Origin of the sequence: Chryseobacterium sp. C2(2020) (assembly GCF_014218915.1) — a bacterium.
Classification (GTDB): Bacteria; Bacteroidota; Bacteroidia; order Flavobacteriales; family Weeksellaceae; genus Chryseobacterium; species Chryseobacterium mucoviscidosis.
The window spans coordinates 98,255-120,711 of sequence record NZ_JACLCT010000010.1 but is presented as its reverse complement, the minus strand read 5'-3'; the positions used below and the strand labels follow the sequence as shown (position 1 = coordinate 120,711).

The 22,457-nt window shown below is 37.3% G+C and carries 14 protein-coding genes; 9 read left to right on the top strand and 5 right to left on the bottom strand.

Annotation, left to right across the window (positions count from 1 at the left end; genetic code table 11):
* The 4 genes from H6W52_RS08185 to H6W52_RS08170 all read right to left on the bottom strand — a co-directional run.
* Positions 1-2,324: DUF6443 domain-containing protein (locus H6W52_RS08185; protein WP_228457548.1), on the bottom strand; the 2,324-nt coding region annotated here is incomplete at its 3' end.
* 7 nt (positions 2,325-2,331) lie between these two features.
* Positions 2,332-5,778, bottom strand: a complete 3,447-nt coding sequence (locus H6W52_RS08180; RefSeq protein WP_123892027.1) for an RHS repeat protein — start codon at positions 5,776-5,778, stop codon at positions 2,332-2,334.
* Between the two features lie 7 nt (positions 5,779-5,785).
* Positions 5,786-7,444: a T9SS type A sorting domain-containing protein gene (locus tag H6W52_RS08175; protein WP_185216635.1), complete on the bottom strand. Its 1,659-nt coding sequence runs from the start codon at positions 7,442-7,444 to the stop codon at positions 5,786-5,788.
* Between the two features lie 762 nt (positions 7,445-8,206).
* Positions 8,207-8,827, bottom strand: coding sequence for a hypothetical protein (locus H6W52_RS08170; RefSeq protein ID WP_116097736.1), 621 nt, complete (start codon positions 8,825-8,827; stop codon positions 8,207-8,209).
* 649 nt (positions 8,828-9,476) lie between these two features.
* Between H6W52_RS08170 and H6W52_RS08165 the strand changes: the two genes are divergently transcribed.
* The 7 genes from H6W52_RS08165 to H6W52_RS08135 all read left to right on the top strand — a co-directional run bounded on the left by H6W52_RS08165 (position 9,477) and on the right by H6W52_RS08135 (position 17,374).
* Positions 9,477-10,139 (top strand): succinate dehydrogenase cytochrome b subunit, encoded by a 663-nt coding sequence (locus tag H6W52_RS08165; protein WP_116097734.1) that lies wholly within the window; start codon positions 9,477-9,479, stop codon positions 10,137-10,139.
* A gap of 15 nt (positions 10,140-10,154) precedes the next feature.
* The gene (locus H6W52_RS08160) at positions 10,155-12,167 is read left to right on the top strand and encodes a fumarate reductase/succinate dehydrogenase flavoprotein subunit (protein ID WP_116097732.1); all 2,013 of its coding nucleotides are present in this window, start codon (positions 10,155-10,157) and stop codon (positions 12,165-12,167) included.
* Between the two features lie 25 nt (positions 12,168-12,192).
* On the top strand, positions 12,193-12,960 hold the full coding sequence (locus H6W52_RS08155) for a succinate dehydrogenase/fumarate reductase iron-sulfur subunit (protein WP_076390676.1): 768 nt from the start codon (positions 12,193-12,195) through the stop codon (positions 12,958-12,960).
* Between the two features lie 135 nt (positions 12,961-13,095).
* A complete protein-coding gene (locus tag H6W52_RS08150; protein ID WP_116097730.1) occupies positions 13,096-14,664 on the top strand; it encodes a TlpA family protein disulfide reductase in 1,569 nt (522 codons plus the stop codon).
* Between the two features lie 107 nt (positions 14,665-14,771).
* Positions 14,772-16,184, top strand: coding sequence for a 23S rRNA (uracil(1939)-C(5))-methyltransferase RlmD (gene rlmD, locus H6W52_RS08145; protein ID WP_116097728.1), 1,413 nt, complete (start codon positions 14,772-14,774; stop codon positions 16,182-16,184).
* A gap of 76 nt (positions 16,185-16,260) precedes the next feature.
* A complete protein-coding gene (locus H6W52_RS08140) occupies positions 16,261-16,743 on the top strand; it encodes a DUF6452 family protein (RefSeq protein ID WP_116097746.1) in 483 nt (160 codons plus the stop codon).
* Positions 16,709-17,374 carry a DUF6048 family protein gene (locus H6W52_RS08135; protein ID WP_116097726.1) on the top strand — a complete coding sequence of 222 codons (666 nt, stop codon included), beginning with the start codon at positions 16,709-16,711 and terminating at the stop codon, positions 17,372-17,374. The genes H6W52_RS08140 and H6W52_RS08135 overlap by 35 nt, the downstream gene beginning before the upstream one ends.
* Here H6W52_RS08135 and H6W52_RS08130 read toward each other — a convergent pair.
* Positions 17,371-17,853 carry a hypothetical protein gene (locus H6W52_RS08130; RefSeq protein WP_116097724.1) on the bottom strand — a complete coding sequence of 161 codons (483 nt, stop codon included), beginning with the start codon at positions 17,851-17,853 and terminating at the stop codon, positions 17,371-17,373. The two genes, H6W52_RS08135 and H6W52_RS08130, sit on opposite strands and share 4 nt — an antisense overlap.
* A gap of 240 nt (positions 17,854-18,093) precedes the next feature.
* Here H6W52_RS08130 and H6W52_RS08125 point away from each other — a divergent pair, with 240 nt between their 5' ends.
* Positions 18,094-19,992 carry a M43 family zinc metalloprotease gene (locus H6W52_RS08125; protein ID WP_185144403.1) on the top strand — a complete coding sequence of 633 codons (1,899 nt, stop codon included), beginning with the start codon at positions 18,094-18,096 and terminating at the stop codon, positions 19,990-19,992.
* 164 nt (positions 19,993-20,156) lie between these two features.
* Positions 20,157-22,193, top strand: a complete 2,037-nt coding sequence (locus H6W52_RS08120; protein WP_116097720.1) for a M43 family zinc metalloprotease — start codon at positions 20,157-20,159, stop codon at positions 22,191-22,193.
* Positions 22,194-22,457 lie beyond the last annotated feature (264 nt).

The window sequence follows — 22,457 nt, the reverse complement described above, 5'->3', positions numbered from 1 at the left end:
TCTGCTCTGTAAAGATAATTCGTATTTACATATACTTTATTGCTCCTGTCGTAACTTGCAAAATCACTGAACTTAATGTATTTCGGAAGATTTAAAAAATTATAATCAATCTGAAGAATACCTTTATCCTTATGATCTTTCATATTTCCGTTCAGGTCGTAGGAAATCGTGTTTCCTGAAGTATCGGGATAACCTCTGTAATCTGTTGAGGAATCGGTAACGGAAGTCAGCCTGTTTCCGGTATAAATATATCCAAGATCATCAATATTAAATGCAGAAGCACCTTGCTGAGATTGCGCAGATCTTTTCAGATTGGAAATATTTCCGTTAAGATCATATTCCATCTTTTCGAAATATTCCTTTGCAGAAGGATTGGTGTCTTTCTGGTAAAATCCTGCCAGTAATCTATTCGCTCCATCATAAACATAGCCGTATCTTCTCAGGTTGTCTCCTGTGGTTGTCCCTGTTCTCCAGTCTACTTCCGCAATATTGCCGTTGTATTTCGGTTTTACTTTCAGAGTAGAAAAGTCTGTATTGGGCGTTTCAAGCCCTTCCACTTCACTGTATTTTACTTTGTATCCAAACAGTTTTCCGTTAAGATTTGCCGGATCATTGATCTTGGTCATCCATCCGCGGATATTGTAAGTGTAATCGATGCTTTGAAGATTATTTCCTACTTTCTTGTTCACAAGCTGGGACAGATCGTTGTAGGTGTTTTCGGCAAGCAGTTCTTCAGGATTATTGTCTACCTGATGATAATGTTTTACCAGCCTGTTCTGAGAATCGTATTCAAACGTTTCGGTAATCACTTTTTCAGTATCTGTACTTAATCTTTTATGATACGTTTTAGAAAGCTTGGGAACCCCCGCAAAATCCAGCTCGGTTTCGGTGTTGGTATATCCTCCGAGATGGTTGGTGCTTTTGGTGGCTATTGCTCTTCCCATCGAATCGTAATAGATGTAGGTTTTCGTCCAGTTGTTGTCTTCGATGTTTTTAACGTAGGTAGCGGTTAAAATACCTATCGTGGAAGCATCTTCACTGCTTCCCAGGGTCTGTTTCATCGTATGCTGTCCGAGAACCGTTGCCGGAACTGTCGGAGCTTCGGGAGGGTAGGTGTCGTAATAATTAACCGAAAGCAGGGTCATGCTTCCTGTAGGAAATGCCTGTTTGTCGTAGTATACGTCCAGCCCCTGCAGATTAAAGGAGGTGGAGGATCTTCTTTCCGTATTGTAGGCATTGGCAGTCATGCTGTTCAGGGCATTCTGCATTACCTGTCTCGATGCGGTGTTGGAGAAGAAACCGGTATACGCCACTCTTCCGAACTCATCATATTTGGTAAAAAGCCAGCCTTTGCTTCCGAAGCTGTTGTTTACTGTTCTCAGGATCGCATCCTGCGTGAGCACCAAACGGTCCTGTTTGTCGTACACCATCAGTTCCCATTCTTTTCCGGGCAGTCTTTTTTCAACCAGACGGTCTCTGCCGTCATACCGGTACTGGTAGCAGAGTTCGTTTAAAATCGCATCCGTAATCAGGTTACTGTTATCTGAAATCTGTTTTACCGCTTTCGGGGAAAGGACGAAAGCCAGCTGGCTGTACTCGTTGTACACATAATACGTGTCCACATTCTGTGCGCCGTCATTTCTGCGCACCAGAATCGTCTGTCCCTGTCCGTTTTTAAATTCCGTTACAGGGTTTCCGTCTTCATCGGTAACGGTATTTTTGTACAGTGTTGCGGCAGGATAATATCCCGAATTATCTGAAGAAACCGAAAGCGTGGAAACCGTAGTGGAAACATTGTTTACGGTACTGGTCGTTGTACTGGTGATAAATTTTTTCACCTCTGTTCCCAGATTGGTTTCGTACTTCAGCTTCTGGGTGTGTCCCGAGCTCATTTTCCATGGCTCTCCCGGGCTTGCCTGCTGCAATACCCTGTCCAGCGGGGAGTTTTCCATTTCCTTTTCAGAATACGCGTTGGAAACCCCGTAATAGGAGTTGGCAGCGGTTTCATCGGTAATTCCGGTGTGGATGGAGGAGTTCTGGGTGGCGGCGGGAACGGGAAGAATGTTTTTCACCTGTCTTCCGAAGCCGTCATAGGTAACGGGGGTTACCAGGTCTTTTCCGCCGGGTGTCGCTTTTACACTGATGATCTGCTTGGGTCTTCCCAGACCGTCAAAATAAGTGATGGTCTCGGATTTCCGGCTGCAGTCGTCATTCAGACAGCTCCGGGACTGTATGTAGTTTTCGTTCTGGGACTGTGCGAAGGACATCGCAGCAAAAACCAGCCCCAACAGGGAGAATGCTTTGGTTGTACTGTATTTTATCATGTTTGTGTTATGGTTTGTAGTTGTACTTGTTTTCAGACATTTTTTTGTTGATATAGCTTCCTGCGCTGTTTTTTCCTCTTACTCCTGTTTCTTTCAGCCTGTTTGCCGAATCGTAGGTGTAGGTCTGTCTTACTCCGGACGGAGGGGTGATGCTGGTTACCCCGATCAGCGGATCGTAGGTGTAGGTGGAGATCAGCTTTCCTGAAAGAGCCGACTGTTTTCTGAAGCTGTTCAGGGCATCGAGAAGAAGGCTTTCCTGTGCAGGATCTGCGGCATCATTGTCGGAAGCCGTTACAATCCCTGAAACCGGAACTGCGGAAGTCAGTTGGTCGTAAGTGATTCCCTCCACCTTGGCAATGGGCTGGGTTTTGTTATATCCCCAAACAAAGGCTACCGGAATTCCGTCTTTAGTGGTGTACTGAAGGATGTTTCCTTTTTCATCGTATTTGTCGTAGGTAACATCAGTAGATGAAGTACCGCTGAGTTTATCATACGATTTCTGGGATAACGGAAGCACGAGGTTTCCTGCCTGAGGCGTAGGAAGGGAAGCCGGGTACACCGTTTCTGTTTTGCCCAGTGTTTTGGTAACACCGCCAACGGTTTGCGTAACGGTGGTTTCCAATGGAATACCGATCATGTTTTTACTGATCATTAACTGGTTGTTTTTTTCGTGGGCGTACTGGTAATTTGTCTCTGTGATGCTGTTATCAGGGGTTGTGAGGGTTTGTTTGGTAAGTTGTTTTTCTATATTATTGTAATTATAATGTACATTTGTAACCAACTTTTTATAATTGGTATCATCAGTAACATCTATTGGAACATTTTCGAAATAGTCCGTTGTTTTAATTTGTTGCAGAGGATTAAAAAATGTAGAAACCTTAGTGAATCCGAACCACATATTGAAAAGAGCGGCGCCCGAAACAGTTCCTGAAGGATATGCTGTTGCCTGATAAATTTCATTACCCAATAGATTATAAATCGAGTTACCTTCTATACGTCCATATACGTTTTGAGTTTTTTTCTTCAGATATAAATTATTATCTGTACCTCTTGAGAAAACAAATACGTCGGTTATGTTTCCATTATACTGATTATAGGATCTTTTTCGCTGAATTTTTTGAATTACATTTTGAGTAATGCCTTGTAATTCGCCTACCATTCCTACATAAGCTGGTAAACCTTCATTAGGATTTCTTATTGTCATTAAAGCATTTTCATTTTCATGAATAAATTCTTTTTGCTCACCACCTTTTTCAAAATGTTCACCCCCATAGCTTATAGAAACGGTTGGGAAGTTATCTAAGCTATACGAAGGAACCAATTCAAACTCATTTGAAGTTACTGGTTCAGAGATAATTAATTTTTCATAGTTGAAAAAAGAATCTCCATTTGAAAAACAACCGGAAGAACCGTTAGGACCCTGCTGATCAGCTACAAACTGAGTGTATTTAGTAGTAGTAAAAGCTCCCGGCATATATGGATTTTCTGAGAGAATTTCTAAATTATCATAATTTTTTATATCTGTATAATAAATTCTTTTAATATTAGTAATAATACCTTGTTCATTCAGATCATATTGTTTTTTTAATCTCAACCCCACACCTTCATTTCTTTTAATTCCTGTTTGATAACGCACTGTAAAATCTGAAGTAAAATCTTGATAACTTCCTGTTATTTCTATAAAAAACTTATAATTTATATTCTTGTTTGCATTGAAGATAAATTCATGATTTAGATATCCTTCATTCTTTGGAAGAAATAAATTCTTTACCAGAATTTCTTCTTGAGTGGAAGTATTAATTATTTTAAACCGAATCTTCCCCTGTAATGCCGGGATTGCTGTAGGATTTATCATTGATAGTGTAATCTGAATATTAACAGGAGATAATCCGCTAGAATCACTGGGTTTTATATACAGCTCACTTCCATTCAAAGTTTTAAAATCAGAATTTACATTACTCCCCCCCTCAGTAGTTACACTTCCGGAGATTTGATTATATACAGCTTCCTTTATACCTTGAGATTCATATTCAAAAATTGTTTTTCCTTTGGTTGGATATGTAATCGATTTTAAAGTACCTTTTTTAGCAAACTGAAAATTTGCCCGCCGATCTGCCAATGCGGGATTGTCATAACTACCTCCTAATAAGATTAGATTCGGAACCAAAGTAGTATTCGCATATTTTCCGTTAAAGTATCCTAATACATCAATACTTTTACTTAATCTCGCAGGAATGTCTAAAGGATCATCATATTCTAATTTATACTCCCCTGCTAAATTTAATACATTATTATTAAAAGCAAAAGATTGAACTTTTTCCAAGAAAAATCTTTGATTTTGAGAATTTTGCAGTTTATCTATATATGAGAAATTAATTTGCTTTTTTAATACTTGATGATTATAAACCTGAATACCAATAAGCTTTCCATATTCCTGATTGTTAACAGATGTATAATTAAAAAGTATTTCCTGATTATTAAATTTTATACTTTTTATTTTCTTAGGATTCTGAATATTTAATGTATTAATTTTTGAAACATTACTAGTTGGGGGAGGAACTGAACAGGAATTGTTGGGCTGATATGCCGGAAAACTTGATTGAAAACCGTAAGACTGTGATTGAAATTCGGAAAGAGCCTGTAGTTTAGAGTTGTCTGTATAATATGTATATTCCATAGTATTATTTCCTGCCTCAACCTTATATAAATAAAAACTTGTTATACCACCAAAAGCAGGGTTATTTTTAATAAAAGTAGCGTCAACAAAATTACTGCCTCCGAAATAATATTTTATTCCATCTGGTGCTGTCAATACAAATTCATGTGTCATTGCAAAATTTCCCACAGATTGTATTTTGACACCTGCACCGTCTTCTAATATAACAGGCTGAAAATTACTATCCAAATAAAAACTTCCTGAGTAATTACCTACTGAAAAATTAAAAATATCCACTTCATTATCAATGTTTTCATTTTTCACTTTTACTGAAATAAATTCCGCTTCTGATGTACCTTCCTGAATATTTGAAATGTTTAAACTATTAATATTGCTTATAATAAATCTTTCACCACTTTCGTCTGGTAAATCATAAATCGTTCTGTTTATTATACCTCCTGTATCTAATATCCAACTAACACCTACAATATCAGAAATGTCATTAACCTTAACTCCTAACTTACTATATACTAAATCAATCTTTTGCTCGATTTCTCCATTACTGAAAGTATGTATGGGGATTCTCAGAGAAGGCATTCCTCTATACTCATTGATGGGAATATTTCCAAAATCTGTCTTAAAGCTTGATTCTGGTGAAGGAGGAATTACATTTGGGATCTTAATTTCTCCTCCATTTGCTCCTGTAGATATCAAAGACTGCGTCTCCTGACCATAAGCCCATTTACCAGTCAATGTTATAATACAAAATAAAATCTTATAATTAAAATTTATTCTCATTAGTTAATTATTTTTTAATCAATTTGGCATTCGCCGTTTTGTCATTGGTTTTCACTACCACCAGATATGCCCCCTGAATCAAAGGCTGGGTGTTGATTTTGGTGATCTTGTTTTTTGTTTTTACCGTTTCAAGCTTTCTTCCGCCCATATCGTATACCGCGATCTCAGCCTCAAACGCTCCTTCTCTCAAACCCTCAAACCCAAGCTCCACATACACAAAATCTGTTACCGGGTTCGGGTATATCTTAATATCCTGTTTTTCGATCAGCTGGTCAACCTGTTTGTCGCCCAGCTTCACGATCTTCCAGTTTTCTTTGCCTAATTCTTCTGCACTGGTTCCTGCGAGTACAATCGATCCGTCACGGTTCAGCTTTATATCAGATAACCGTTCCTCTTTTTTTCGGGATTCTCCCTTCACGTGCTTTCTCCACTGCTCATTTCCGTTCTGGTCGAGATACAGCATCCAGAAAGTCTCATCATCGTTTTCAATCCTGCCTTCTGCCTGTGTGTAACCGCCTAAGAGAATTCCCTTAGACTTCCCGCCTCCGTCTTCCTGCTTCCCGGCAATGACACTCATCCCCATCAGAACATCCCTGTTTTTAAAGCTGTAGGATTTCTGCCACTGCTCATTTCCGCTTAAATCAATAGCAACCAACCATAAATCGGTTCCGTCTTCAATACCCACCGATTTATTTCCCGATCTTTCCGATCTGGATTCTCCTCCGATCAGATAGCCTGTTGAAGTCAGTGCCAGTGTTCTTATATGATCGTCGCCTTTTCCTCCGAAATTCTTTTCCCATTCCACTTTTCCGTCTTTCGAAAGCTTAACGATCCAGTAATCGCCTTCACCAAAATTGTTGCTTGTTTTTGGTTGATAATTGATGGTTTTACTACTTACAGCCTCCGTCTTCCCGCTTCCTGCCAAAGCTGCGCTTCTGGAATAGATCCCTAACAAAGCTCCGCCGTCTTTGGTGGGAATCATTTTTTCCACTTCATCCAAGCCTTTTCCGCCTAAAATCAATTGGGATAGTTCCTTTCCGTTTTTATCCAGTCGTACTACCAAAACATCTTTGGAACCGTACCCCTTCATTTTCGGATCCTGAGTTTGTTTACCCTGAGCGGAGTCGAAGGGAAGGGTTGTATTTCCCGCGACAAAGAACCCCATATCCGTGGTCTGAATCACCACTCTTGCTTCTTCGTCCGCAGCACTGCCAATCGTTTTCTGCCATAATTCATCGCCAAATTCGTTGATGCGGATCAGCCAGAAATCGCTGCCGCCTTTAGAATCGTCTTTTTTATCCAGCCCTTTCCCTGAATAGCTGGAGCCCGCCAGAAGAAACCCTCCTTCCTGCGTATTAACCGTTGCCGACAAAAAGTCATGGTTTTTCCCAGAGAAATATTTTTCCCAGACCTCTTCGCCCTGCTGGTTCAGCTTAACCAGATGGAAATCGTAGCCGTTGTTCTGCTTTTGGTTACCAGTTGTTGGTTGACTGTTGTCAGAATGGATGCTGCTTCCGGTAATTAAATACTGTTGATCGATGGTTGTGGTGACCTGTGAAAGAAAGTCCTGCGTAGAAGACCGGATATCTTTCTGCCAGACCACTTCCTGAGCAGAAACGCTCAGAATACTGCACAGAGTGAGCATACTCATGCCGAGTTTTTTCATACTTAGTGTAATTTTAACGTTATTGTAAAGGTGAAATTAAGAAAGGGAATGCTTAGAAAAATAAGGAAACCCGCATTCTTAAAGAATAGATACTGAATTTGACAGAACCTGTCCGAAATTTATTTGTTTTAATCATGGCTTTTTAGTTTTTTTATGAGCTTTTAACAGCTTGTTTTTATTAATTTTTTATTCAGAATGGTAAAAAGAAAATCCTGTCTTTTTTACTTTTCTGCAAAATTACAAAGCATTAACGACAAAACATGTCGTTTTATTTTAAAGGATGCAATTTTTTTCAAAAAGGTTGGAAATCATGGTGAAAAAAATTTTTATGGGTGTGTTTTAATGTGCTCTTCGGCTCCGCTCAGCGCACGGTGGAGGGTTTGGTTTACAATGATCTGTTTAAAATGAAGTCGTATTGATGTGCGCTTCGGCTCCGCTCAGCGCACGGTGCGAGTTTTATTTACAATGATTTGTTTAAAATTTATCAGAAAAATAAATTTGAATCTGTTGTGCTTACATTACATTGCGTAAGTCTATCAAAATTTGGTCTTTTAGAAGATTAGCGGTTTTATTTATTCCAAATTGATAGCCTTACGCTTGTTTCGTTAAAAATTATATTACGAAAATATAGAAAAATTATAATGGTAATTTACTATATCATGCAGATTTTAAAAATATAAAATATAATTTTAATTTATGAAGGTTTTTTCTCCTGAGCCGGATTTCCTCCGCTATTTCCTTTGGAAGAATGTACCATTGCGATCAGATTTTCGAGCGTATATTCTGAAGCTTTCTGCTCTCCCTGAAATATAATTTTCCCCAGTTTTGCCACTTCGCTGATATAGGTATACAGTTCCTTATACAAAACCCTTTATTCTCAGAAGTAAATGCTTTTCTTTGCTGCTGTAAACTCGTCTGTTCATTGCTTTTAGCCGTTATTGCGGCAAATGCATTTTCTAAGACCGTTACCGTGTCTGCTTTCATTCCGTTTGAAATCAATACATCAGACTGTGAGGTAACCACATCTTTCAGCGCTTTTAAAGTCAGGAGGGTGCCCTCAAAATTTCTGTTCTTTATTTTTTTCAGGACATCGCTGGGCAGGGTGGTTTTTACATTGGCTTTTTTTACAACCAGATCCAGAAGTTTCATAGGCTTGTTAAGTTCATTGCCCAATACATACAGATCCTGTGTTGCCTGTTTCTGCTGTACAAGCAGTGCATCTCCGGTTTCTTTTGCCCTTACTGCGTCTGTTTTGTCCTGCATTGCTGCGAGATATGCTGAATTGAATAAATGATTGGCAGATTCAAAATTGTCTATATCCCTTGCTAAACTTCTTAGTAATGTGTCCGCGATCGGCACATACTCTTCCTTTTGTATTCCCATAGTGCTTTTTTATTAAAAATTTGAGCGATAAATATATTATTTTGTAATAATTTTTCCTGCATTTTTTCAGACAATTTTTGCAATAAAAACTTTTTTTCGCATATCTTTTTATTTTCATTAAAATACATTGTATAATTGATTTAAGGCTCTTTATTTTTTTCTTACAAAAGAGTTTTTTTTAGAAAGCTCAATGCCGTTTTATGATACTTCTTTCAATTTTTATTTTGGTTCACTATATTTTTATTCTGGTTCTCGGCATTTTTACTTTAGCACAGCATATTTTTAGTTCAGCGCAGTAGATTTTTATCATTGCTCACTACAATTTTGTTATTGCTCACTGTATTTTCGTCATTGCTCACTACATTTTCGTTGTTGCGCACTATGTTTTTGGTATACTGCAGTTGATTTAAATATTTTTCTGAAAAGGGTGATGAAATTTTAAATTGAGCTTTCAGAAAAGATGAATAAAAAGTAGTTTGTAACTGCAAAATTTATAACTTTAATTAATCATTACATTTTCTTTTTTTCCTTTATTTATAATATTTTAACTCTTATTTAGAAAGATTACAAACTGGGTTTTTGTGAGATTTCTCACTTTTTGATGTTGTTAACATTTCTTAATTTTGTGGAAAATCAAATTTAAACTTATATGGCAGGTTTAACGAGTTCTACGATAGGTAGAAAATATGCTATGGCATTATCAGCTCTGTTTTTGCTGATTTTTCTTATACTGCATTTGACGACCAATTTGTTATCAGTCCTAAACCGTGATGCATTCAATACCGCATCAGATTTCATGGGCTATAATCCTTTTGTGCAGTTCTTAATGCAGCCTATTCTTGGTTTTGCAGTCTTTTTCCATTTCATTATGGGATTTGTTCTTGAAATTAAGAATAACAAAGCACGTCCTGTGAAGTATGCAGCAAACAACGCTTCTGCAAATTCTTCATGGATGTCCAGAAATATGATTATTTCCGGATCTGTAGTGTTGGCTTTTCTGGCGCTTCACTTTTATGATTTCTGGTGGCATGAGATCAACTACAAGTATGTTGAGCAAATTACTCCGGATTCTGAACGTTTCTGGCCGGAACTTCACGAGAAGTTCGCAGATATCTGGAGAGTGGCTTTGTATGTAATTTCTTTCGTTTTACTAGGATTACATTTGGCTCACGGTTTCCAGTCTTCATTCCAGTCAATCGGGGCAAGACATCCAAAATATACGCCGGTAATTAAGGCTTTCGGAAAATGGTATTCTATCCTTATTCCTGCAGGTTTTATCATTATCGCAATTTATCACTTTGTAACTCAATAATATCAATATACTAATATGAGTAAATTAGATTCAAAAATTCCAGCGGGTCCTCTTAAGGATAAATGGAAAAATCATAAAGACCATATGAACCTTGTTGCACCAAACAACAGAGACAAGATTGATATTATTGTTGTAGGTACAGGTTTGGCAGGTGGTTCTGCAGCAGCTACTTTAGCTGAGCAGGGATATAATGTAAAAGCATTCTGCTATCAGGATTCTCCGAGAAGAGCACACTCTATTGCTGCTCAGGGAGGTATCAACGCAGCTAAAAACTATCAGGGAGACGGTGACTCTACGTACAGATTGTTCTATGATACCATTAAAGGGGGAGACTACAGAGCAAGAGAGGCAAACGTTTACAGATTGGCTGAAGTTTCTGCAAATATTATTGACCAGTGCGTTGCTCAGGGAGTTCCTTTCGGACGTGAGTACGGAGGTCAGTTAGATAACCGTTCATTCGGTGGGGTTCAGGTAAAGAGAACCTTCTACGCAAAAGGACAGACAGGTCAGCAGTTATTATTAGGTGCTTATTCTGCAATGAGCCGTCAGATCGGTAAAGGCAGAATTAAAATGTACAACCGTCATGAAATGATGGATCTTGTGATCGTAGACGGAAAAGCAAGAGGAATCATCGCAAGAAACCTTGTAACAGGTGAAATCGAAAGACACTCTGCACACGCAGTGGTTATTGCTTCAGGAGGATACGGAAACGTATATTTCCTTTCTACAAACGCAATGGGTTCCAACGTTTCTGCAGCATGGAAAATCCACAAAAAAGGAGCGTATTTCGCAAATCCTTGTTATGTACAGATTCACCCAACGTGTATTCCGGTTCACGGAACACAGCAGTCTAAGCTTACTTTGATGTCTGAATCTTTAAGAAACTCGGGAAGAATCTGGGTTCCTAAAAAGATTGAAGATGCACAAGCGATCAGAGCAGGAAAATTAAGACCTGAAAACATCAAAGAAGAAGACAGAGATTATTATCTGGAAAGAAGATATCCTGCATTCGGTAACCTTGTTCCTAGAGACGTTGCTTCAAGAGCGGCTAAGGAAAGATGTGATGCCGGATACGGAATCGAAAATAACGATACTCAGGAAGGTGTTTACCTTGATTTCTCTACAGAGATCATGAAAAAAGGTAGAGAAGCTGCTATTGAGAAACACATCAGCAATCCTACAGATCAGCAGATTTATGATTTGGGTAAAAAGTGGGTTGAGGAGAAATACGGTAACCTTTTCGTAATGTACGAAAAAATTACAGCAGACGATCCTTACAAAACTCCGATGAAGATTTATCCTGCGGTTCACTATACCATGGGTGGAGTTTGGGTAGATTACAATTTACAGTCTACTATTCCGGGATGTTTCGTTATCGGGGAAGCGAACTTCTCAGATCACGGAGCCAACAGATTGGGAGCTTCCGCTTTGATGCAGGGACTTGCAGACGGATACTTCGTACTTCCTTACACCATTGCAGATTATCTTTCTGCAGATATCAGAACAGGAGCTATTCCTACGGCTTCTTCCGCATTTGACGAAGCTGAAAAAGGAATTAAAGAAAAAATTGATTTCTTCTTAAATAATAAAGGAACCCATTCAGTAGATTATTTCCACAAGCAGTTAGGAAACATAATGTGGAATAAAGTAGGAATGGGAAGAACGCCAGAAGGTTTAAGAGAAGCCATCAGAGAAATTGAAGAAGTAAGAAACAATTTCTGGAAAGACGTAAAAGTTCCGGGAGATAACGACGGAATGAATACTGAGCTTGAAAAAGCGTTTAGAGTTGCCGATTTCTTAGAGCTTGGACAGTTAATGGCTATCGATGCATTGCACAGAAACGAATCTTGTGGAGGACATTTCCGTGAAGACCACTCAACTCCGGACGGAGAGGCTGAAAGAGATGACGAAAATTACAAATATGTAGGAGCTTGGGAATATCAGGGAAGCGATATCAACGCAGAAGTGTTGCATAAAGAAGAACTGATCTACGACAACATCGAAGTTAAAACAAGAAGTTACAAATAATCTCCAATCTTTTAAATATACAATTATGAGTGCAAAAAAAGGCTTACATCTTACGCTGAAAATTTGGAGACAAAAAAATAATAAATCTAAAGGTCAGTTTGAGACTTATAAAATATCGGATGTTTCTACAGATTCTTCATTTTTGGAAATGTTGGACATCCTTAACGAGAGTTTAATTAACGAAGGAAAAGAGCCGGTAGCTTTCGATCACGACTGTCGTGAAGGAATCTGCGGAATGTGTTCTCTTTACATCAACGGTAGAGCACACGGTCCGGATACAGGAATTACAACCTGCCAGCTTCACATGAGAATGTTCAAAGACGGTGAAACCATTGTTATCGAACCTTGGAGAAGTGCGGCTTTTCCGGTTATTAAAGACTTAATGGTAGACAGAAGCGCATTCGACAGAGTAATGGCTGCAGGTGGTTTCATTTCGGTGAATACTTCAGGTAATACTTTGGACGCCAATGCAATTCCGGTTCCTAAAGAAGATGCTGACAAAGCAATGGACGCTGCTGCCTGTATCGGATGCGGAGCTTGTGTGGCTACCTGTAAAAACGGATCTGCAATGCTTTTCGTAGGAGCTAAAGTTTCTCAGTACGCACTTTTACCGCAGGGTAGAGTAGAAGCAAAGAGAAGAGTGCTGAACATGGTAAAAGCTATGGACGAAGAAGGATTCGGAAACTGTTCCAACACAGGAGCTTGTGAAGTGGAATGTCCGAAAGGAATTTCTCTTGAAAACATTGCCCGAATGAACAGAGAATTTATCACAGCTTTTGCTGACAGAGGATAAAATCTATCGAGATAACATAAAAAATCGTCTCCTCACCGGATGGCGATTTTTTTTAGTTAAATCTTTCATAAAAGTAATATTTAATTGCTTTTAGTTTAATGAAAAAACTATTTTTGCGTAATTATAAAATTCAAAATGAAAAAATATCTTTTATTGTTTATCATCGCGGTTTTTGCGATGTCTTGCTCTAAAAAAGTAGAAGTAAAAGGAAAAATCACGGGAGGTTCTCCATTGGAGAGAATCGAATTAATAGAAGCTTCGGGAGTAGCTACTTTACCATTAATGAATATCGGGGTAAATAAAGACGGAACTTTCACAGGAAATTTCGATGCTCCGAAAAGCGGAATGTATCTTCTTTCTTACGGAGGAAAAAGAAATTTAATCTATCTTAAAGGAGGTCAGAAACTTGAAATTTCAGGAAATGCAATGACTTTCCCGACTGAATATGTGATTACAGGAGATGCGAAGAACAATAACGATTTCTTCATGGCTACCCAGAAATATCTTGCAACGTATGCTCAGACAGTTAATATGAATGAGCTGATGACGAAAGATGAAAAAACCTTCCTTAAGGGAATGGAAAAAGTTCAGGCAGATGTTAATAAAAACATCGATGAAAATGTTAAGAAGTTTAGTCCGGATAATGAAGTGGTTACGTGGAAGAAAAACGATCTTTCAACTACGTTGCTTACCATCCTGAACCAGTATGAAATGGGACATAAGCAAATGGGCAATCCTTCATTTAAAGTAACGAAAGCTTTTACAGATTTCACTAATAAGCTGGAAGAGAACAAAGATGTATTGGTAAAAGAACATCCTTTATACAGAGAATATCTTTTAACCAAAATGAGCCCTGATTTTCAGAAATATGCTCAGGCAAAAACTGCAGGGAAAACGGATGTTACCACTTCAGAATTATTCACAGAATATTTAAAGAAAAATCAAAAAGATCTTTCACAGACGGCTAAAGACTATTTATTGGCATTCGTAATGGCGCAGTCGGATATTCATCCGGGTTCACCTGAAAAAACAGTTGAGAAGATCAAAAAAATTATCGACGAAGATATTAAAGATGCTACCATTAAAGAAGATCTAAAGAAAATTCAGTTTGCCATCAACGGATTCAAAATTGGAGAACAGGCTCCTGAAGCTTCTTTGGTAAAAGCAGACGGAAAATCTTACAATCTTTCTGAAAATAAAGGAAAACCATATTTGTTATCTTTTTATGCTTCTTGGAATCCTTACATCGGAGAAGCTACCATTCCTGTATTGAAAGAAGTAGTGAATTTTTACAAATCTAAAATGAATTTTGTTTTTGTAAATGTTGACGATACAAAAGACCAGTTTGTGAAAACAAGCAGCTCTTTACTAAAAGGAATTACCGGAACTAATGTTTACTGTGAAAACGGATTAAATTCTGATATTGCTAAAAAATACGGAGTTTACGGATTTAAGTTGCCTTGCTTTATCGTGGTAGATAAAGACGGTAAAATTGCAAGCAAACCGTTCTTCAACTTAGGAGATCCGGAATTGGTGACGGTTTTAGACAAGCAAACAGGTCTTTCCGCTCCAAAGGTAAATCCTAACGTTCAGTTACAACCGGGATTAGGAATGGATCCTGCGGTGGTTGCGGCTCAGCAGCAGCAAGCAGCACAACAGGCTCCTCAGCAACAGGCAAATCCTCAGCCGGCTCAGACGAAATAATTTAAATTGAGTACAGATATAAACCTTATCTTCGGATAAGGTTTTTTTTATTGTATTTTTGCAGATTGAAACTTAAAAGTTTCATTAGGAAAATAGAAAATTGTACAATGAGCAGAAAGAATAAGAAAAATTTAATTCTTGAAAATATAAAACTCTTAAATGCAGGAGCTAAAGGAGTGGCAATAGGAAGAACGGAAGAAGGGAAAACCGTAATGGTTTCCGGAGCAATTCCGGGAGATGTGGTGAATGTAAGAGTGAAAAAAGCAAAGTCCAAATACTACGAAGGTGAAGCTTTGGAAGTTCTTGAAAAATCGCCTTACAGAGTAGAGCCGAAATGTGTTCATTTCGGAGTTTGCGGAGGCTGCAAATGGCAGAATATGAGCTATGAAAAGCAGCTCGCTTTCAAACAGGAAGAAGTGTATAATAATATTAAACGAATCGGAGGAATTGAAAATTTTGAGACCGTTCCGATTTTAGGTTCGGAAGAACAGTATTTTTACCGAAATAAAATGGAGTTTTCTTTCTCCAATTCCCGTTGGCTTACCCAATACGAGATCAGTTCCGAAGAAAATTTCGGCAGCAGAGATGCTTTAGGGTTTCATATTCCGGGGATGTGGAGCAAAATTCTTGATCTTAAAGAATGTTTCCTTCAGGAAGATCCTTCAAACGCGATCCGATTGGCAGTGAAACAGTATGCTGTAAATGAAGGTTTAGACTTCTTTGATGTTCGCAATCACGAAGGTTTTTTAAGAACTTTAATGATGAGACAGAACTCAAAAGGCGAATGGATGGTTCTTTTCCAGCTTTTCAGGGAAGAAAAAGAAAACAGAGAAAAACTTTTCAGCTTTTTGCTTGAAAAATTCCCGCAGATCAAGACTTTGGTCTACGCGATTAATCCGAAAGCCAACGATTCTATTTACGATCTGGATATCAATGTGTATTTCGGGGAAGGTTATTTAATGGAAGAAATGGATGGTTTAAAGTTTAAAATCGGTCCAAAATCATTCTTTCAGACCAACTACAAACAGGCGCTGGAATTATACAGAAAAACGCTTGAATTTGCAGATTTAAAAGGAGATGAAGTAGTTTATGACCTTTATACAGGTACAGGAACAATTGCTCAGTATGTAGCCAGAAATGCAAAGCAGGTCATCGGAATAGAATCTGTACAGGAAGCCATAGATGCAGCCATTGAACACGCAGAACTGAACGGTCTTACGAATACAACGTTCTATTGCGGAGATATGAAAGACATTTTCAATGACGATTTCCTTGCAAATCATCCTAAAGCAGATGTTCTCATCACGGATCCTCCAAGAGACGGAATGCACCAGAAAGTGGTTGAGCAGATTTTAAAACTTTCTCCTGAAAAAGTAGTTTACGTAAGCTGTAATTCTGCTACACAGGCAAGAGATTTAGCCTTAATGAAAGAACAGTATGATGTGGTAAAGATTTTACCGGTGGATATGTTCCCGCAGACGCATCATGTAGAAAATATTGCTTTGCTGATTAAGAAATAATTTAATTACTTTTGAAGGAATCAAATCTTAAGATGAAATGCCGGATTTGCCCGGTAAAGTAAAACAAAATGTTCAGATGAAATATTTTAAATTTTTAATCGCCGTTTCTTTTATCAGTCTGCTTTTTTCATGTGGCGGCGATAATGATATCTGTGAAAGCGGGGAAGGAACTCCACGAATGAAAGTTTCTTTTAAAACACAGGCAACCGATAAGGAAAAAACACTGGATTCTCTGTATGTAGCAGTAGATTATGGCTCCGGAAAAGTACAGTTGGGAGGACAGGCTAATATTACATCAAGAGTTATTCCTTTAAGAGTAGACAATTCTGCATATACAGATATTTATTTCAGAATTACCAACAAAGGTTCTGAATCTAAAGTAAGAGTAAACTACACTACGAAATCTGCATATGTTTCTCCGGGTTGCGGAATAAAGCTTACCTACGAAAATTTAAATTCAGTATTAGATCCAACGACAACCACTCCGGTAAAAGAAATCCAGGCCGGACAAAATTTTATAGAGAATGAAGACAAGACTAATCTTTTCCTTCTTTTTTAGTATAATCAGTCTTCTGGGTTTTGCTCAGGAGAAAAAAGAAAAGGAAACTGCAAAGGAAAAATGGAAATATGAACCGAATTTCATGATCGGTTTTGATGTTCTGAATACAGGGGTTTCTTTCTTTTCAGACAGAAAGCTGTATCAGGGTTTTGTATCTTCAAAGCTGAAAGATAATCTTCATGCCATAGCAGAAGCCGGTTTTGAATCTAATATTTACCAGAAAAACGGTTATGACGGAAAAGCAAACGGTCCTTTCGTGAAGATCGGAGCCTTTTATATGCTGGCAAAAGACCTTGAAAATGAATTCAATGGTTTCTATGCGGGTGGAAAAGTAGCCGGTTCATTTTATAAGCAGGAATATATGGCAGTTCCGGTTCGTGGTTACGGTGGAAGCAGTTCTGCAATATCCTTTCCTTCTTCTACACAGTCATCCTATTGGCTGGAAGGAACACTGGGAGGAAGAGTGCAGCTTTTTGAAACTAATTTCTACATTGATGTCAATCTTCAGCCGAGATATTTGGTATACACCACAAAACAAGATGAAATCCAGCCTATGATCGTTCCGGGATTCGGAAGAAGCTCTTCTAAATTCGGAATGGGCTTCGCTTGGAATCTTGCCTATAAGTTTTAGCGGGTTTTCGGTATTTTGATAACAGATTTAGATTTTCCTTTTAACACAATATAAAGTCCCTCCAATTCTTTTGGGGGGATTCCTGCATCAAATCCTGCTGAATTGTAAGTGTTTCCATTTGCAGTAACAGTAATGGAAGAAGCCAAAGCTCCGTCTGAAAATCTTCTGGTTGTTGAAGATTCATATGTGGATATTTTCGGAAGATCCAACAGATTTACTTGTTTGGAAATGTTTTCCCAATCCGTTGCGGTAATTTGTGATGTTGAAGTGTTTCCGTTAAGATAGGTAGTTACCGCATCTTTTGTGAAAGTAATTAAACGGTTTGTTCCTCTGGTCTGCTCTCTTAATTCTATCTTTTCGATTTTATTGTATTTTTCAATTATTGTTGAATTATGTACTGTATTTTTGTAATTATTTTGTGAAATACATTTAATATTTAAAAAACAGTAAATTATTAAAAATAGAGTATTACCTTTCATTTTAGTTTTATTTATGTTAAAATTCGTTTTTTATTATGATTGTATTAAAAAATGTACCACAAATTGATATATTTGTACATTAATTAATATTTCTAATATATGAATTTTAAAATTACTTTTAGAGTATCTCTTTTATTATTTGTATTGGTAGGCTATTCAATCTTTGCTCAAAAACAAAAAATTCAGGGGCAGGAAAAGATCGTATTTGGCAAAACATATACAATAGATGATTTAAAGAAAATGAATGGGGTTATTAGATGTGCATCCACAGAGTATGAAGCTATGTTGCAGAGAAATGATCCTAAAAGAATGAATGAAGCTCAGTTTGAAGCTTGGTTGGCGCCATTAATTGAGAATTCAAAAACTAACAAATCTCAAAATGGTGGAATTATTACGATTCCTGTTGTAGTACACGTAATCCATAGCGGACAGGCTTTAGGAGTTGCTCCAAATATTACTGATAATCAGGTTAAGTCTCAGATTACGGTAATGAATAATGATTACAGAAGAATGGCAGGTACACCCGGATTTAATTCAAATGCAGTTGGAGCCGATACGATGATTCAGTTTGCTTTGGCAAAAGTAGATCCTAATGGTAATCCTACTGATGGTATAGATCGTGTAAATCTTTGTCAGGCATCTTGGGCAACGTCTGCTATTGATGATTATGTAAAGCCATTAACGATCTGGGATCCCACAAAATATATGAATATGTGGAGTGTGAACTTTGCGGATACAGGTCTTTTAGGATATGCGCAATTTCCTTCATCTTCGGGTTTAGGGGGGTTAGAAGTCAACGGAGGTTATGCAAATACAGACGGCGTGGTTGCTAACTATGCAACATTTGGAAGCAGTGATTATACTGATGGAACTTTTCTTTTAGCAGCTCCATATGATAAAGGAAGAACAATGACTCATGAAGTTGGTCACTTTTTAGGATTAAGACACATCTGGGGAGATGATGATGGTACTGATCCAAATGGATTAGCATGTGCAACTGACTATTGTAATGATACACCCCCTGCACATACTTCAAATGGTAGTTGTGTTACTCCAATTGCAAGCTGTACTTCTGGTCTTTATGAAATGGTAGAAAACTATATGGATTATACTACAGATACTTGTATGAATATCTTTACAATTAACCAGAAAGATAGAATTACAGCAGTAATGAATAATTCTCCGAGAAGAATGGAATTGAAAACTTCTACTGCCGATCAGGCAATTCCTTTATTTGCTAATGATGGAGAACTGAAAGGAGAAAGAAGCTGTAGTGAAACTTCTTGTGGAACCGTTTCAAATGTAACAGTACAATATATGTTGTATAACAGAGGTACGAATGCCTTAACTTCAGCGGTAATCTCTTACTCTGTTAATGGAGGAGCTTTACAAACATACAACTGGACAGGAAATTTAGCTCAGGATAAATATACTATAATTAGCTTACCTACGGGTGCATCACAGGGTAGTATTACCGCTCAGATCACTTCTGTTAATGGAACTGCTGACCAAAGAGCAGGGAATAATTCTTCTACTGTTGTCATAGGAAATTCAGTTCCGGTAGCTAGTACTAATTTTACGTTTGAATTACAGAGAGACTTTTGGGGATCAGAAACAACGTGGGATTTAAAAAATAGTGCTGGAACCGTACTATATAGTGGTGCAGCTACAGCTGATACCTATCCAAATATGCCTTCTCTATTCACTCAAAGTTGGGTACTTCCTTTGAATGATTGCTATACTTTTACAATTAATGATGATTATGGAGATGGGATTTATGATTTAGGTGGAAGTTACAGAGTGCTTAACTCAGCAGGTGTTGTTGTGGTTTCTGGTAACACTTTTACTTACTCACAGCAAAGAACATTTAAAGTTATCCCTAATTTAGTTTTAGCAACAAACGAAGTGAAGAATAAAGATTCATTCGCAGTTTATCCTAATCCTGCAAATGATGTGTTAAATGTTACTAAAGTTTCAGGTAAAGCTAAATTTGAAATTTATAATGCGGTAGGGCAATTAGTGAAAGCCGGAAATATTGATAACAATCAGGTGAGAGTTTCTGAATTAGTTAAAGGAACCTACATCATTACAATAAAAGATGGTAATATCTCTGAGAATATTAAATTTATTAAAAAATAAATAGTCATTACATTATTTATAGAAAGCTCTGAAATTTATTTCAGGGCTTTTTTGTTATTAGTTAGGAATTTTTTTGTTTTTGGTCTGTTGTTTTTATAAATAAGCTTCTTTTTTTAAATATTTTTATTTAAAATATTTACATTTGCAAATATTAAATAATTTATATGCGAAAATCTACTACTTTTAAAGCTTTATTTTTATTATCTTCTTTTTTTGCCGCAGATTTAGTGGCTCAAAATGTTACTAAAAGAAAAGCTGATTTTAGCGTTGAAAAATCACCATCTGAACTTGCGAAATCTTATGGATTTGATAGGTGTTCAACAACTGAATACGAAGAATTTCTACAAAAGACATTTCCGGGAAGAATGACTGTAGAACAGTTTGAATCCTGGTTAGCTCCCTTAGTGGAAAAAGCTAAAGCAAATAAATCCCAAAACGGAAATATTATAACCATTCCTGTTGTGGTACACGTTATTCATAGTGGCCAGAATTTAGGAGTAGCGCCAAATATCGTTGATGAACAGGTAATGTCTCAGATAACAGTAATGAATAATGATTTCAGAAGATTGGCTGGAACTCCGGGATTCAATACCAATGCTGTTGGAGCAGATACCATGATTCAGTTCGCTTTAGCCAAAGTAGATCCCAATGGAAATCCTACCAATGGGATTGATCGTGTAAATTTGTGTCAGGCTACATGGTCTCAGGCGGAAATCAATTCATTTGTAAAACCTGAAACAATTTGGGATCCTACCCAATATATGAATATGTGGAGTGTAAGTTTCACAAGTTCTACATTATTAGGATATGCGCAGTTTCCATCAAACTCTAATTTAGGAGGTTTAAGCACTATTGGAGGTGAGGCTTATACCGATGGGGTGGTTGCTAATTATGCCACATTTGGAAGCAGTGATTATAATGTGAATAACTCTTTCCTGCTTGGAGCTCCTTATGATAAAGGAAGAACAATGACGCATGAAGTGGGACACTTTTTGGGATTGAGACACATATGGGGAGATAATGCTTCTTGTGTTGTGAATGCTACAGACAGCAATAAAGACTATTGTCCGGATACACCCGCTGCAAGTGCTCCCAATTACAATTGTGTAACAGTAGATTCTTGCCCTTCTGCGGCTGGAAACGATATGATTCAGAATTATATGGATTATACAACAGATACCTGTATGAACGTATTTACAGTCAATCAGAAAGACAGGATAACTGCGGTTATGAATAATTCTCCAAGGAGAGTGGAGTTGAAAACTTCTACCAAAGATATAGCTATTCCATTATTTGCAAATGATGCGGAAGTAAAACTTGAAAGGGAATGTAATACAGTAGATTGTTCCAGTGTTACTCAGGCTCCAAAAATTTCCTTATACAACAGAGGAACTAGTACAATGACTTCTGCGGTAATAACCTATACCCTGAACGGAAATGTTCAGACATTTAACTGGAGCGGAAGTTTAGCTCAGGATAAATATGCAATCATTACACTTCCTATGAGTTCTACAGCTTTGGGAGGACAGCTAAACATTAATGTAACCTCTGTAAATGGAGCAGTAGACCAAAGAACATCCAACAGTAATGTAACAGTAAACTATCTTGGAGCTCCTGCAAGAATGGATACTAATGTCGTGTTTAATCTTCAACTGGACAATTACGGAAGTGAAACTTCATGGACGCTGACTAATAGTTCGGGAACGGTTATTTACAGCAGTCCCGCAGTTGGATATACAGATTCCGGTGCAAATCTTCCGGCGCTGATTAGTGAAAACTGGACATTAAATCCAAATGAATGCTATACATTTACAATTAACGATTCTTATGGGGACGGACTTTATCCTTACGGAGGATATTATAATATCAAAACTCAGGGTGGGGTAACTTTGCTTTCAGGATCGCACTTCAGTTCTACACAAAGCAGATTTTTAAAGTCGCAGGTTTTATCAACCAGTGATGTAGTAAACCCTAAAAATAATATTCAGATTTATCCAAATCCTACATCAGATATTTTAAATATTACAAAGGTTTCAGATAAAGCGACTTATAAAATTTATGGAGCAACTGGACAATTGGTAAAACAAGGAAATATCAATAATGGGCAGATTAATGTTTCTGAATTAATTAAAGGAGGTTATGTAATTACTGTTGAAGAAAAAGGAGAAGAATCTTTCAATTCTAAATTCATTAAGAAGTAATTTAATTAAATTTCAATGATAGAAATCCTCAGGTTTTTTACCTGAGGATTTTTTGTTTTTTTTACTTAAATATATATTTTGCAGGGGTTATATTTGTAAACATTTATTACAGCAGCTATAATAACTGAAGTTTTTTAATTTCTCATATATTATTTATTTGTTTACTTATTCCCAATGCTTTGAATTGAATTGTTGAAAAGTCTGTATAAAAAAAATAGAAATATTTTTAATTTAATAATTAAATTTGTTTAGATTTGTATAATT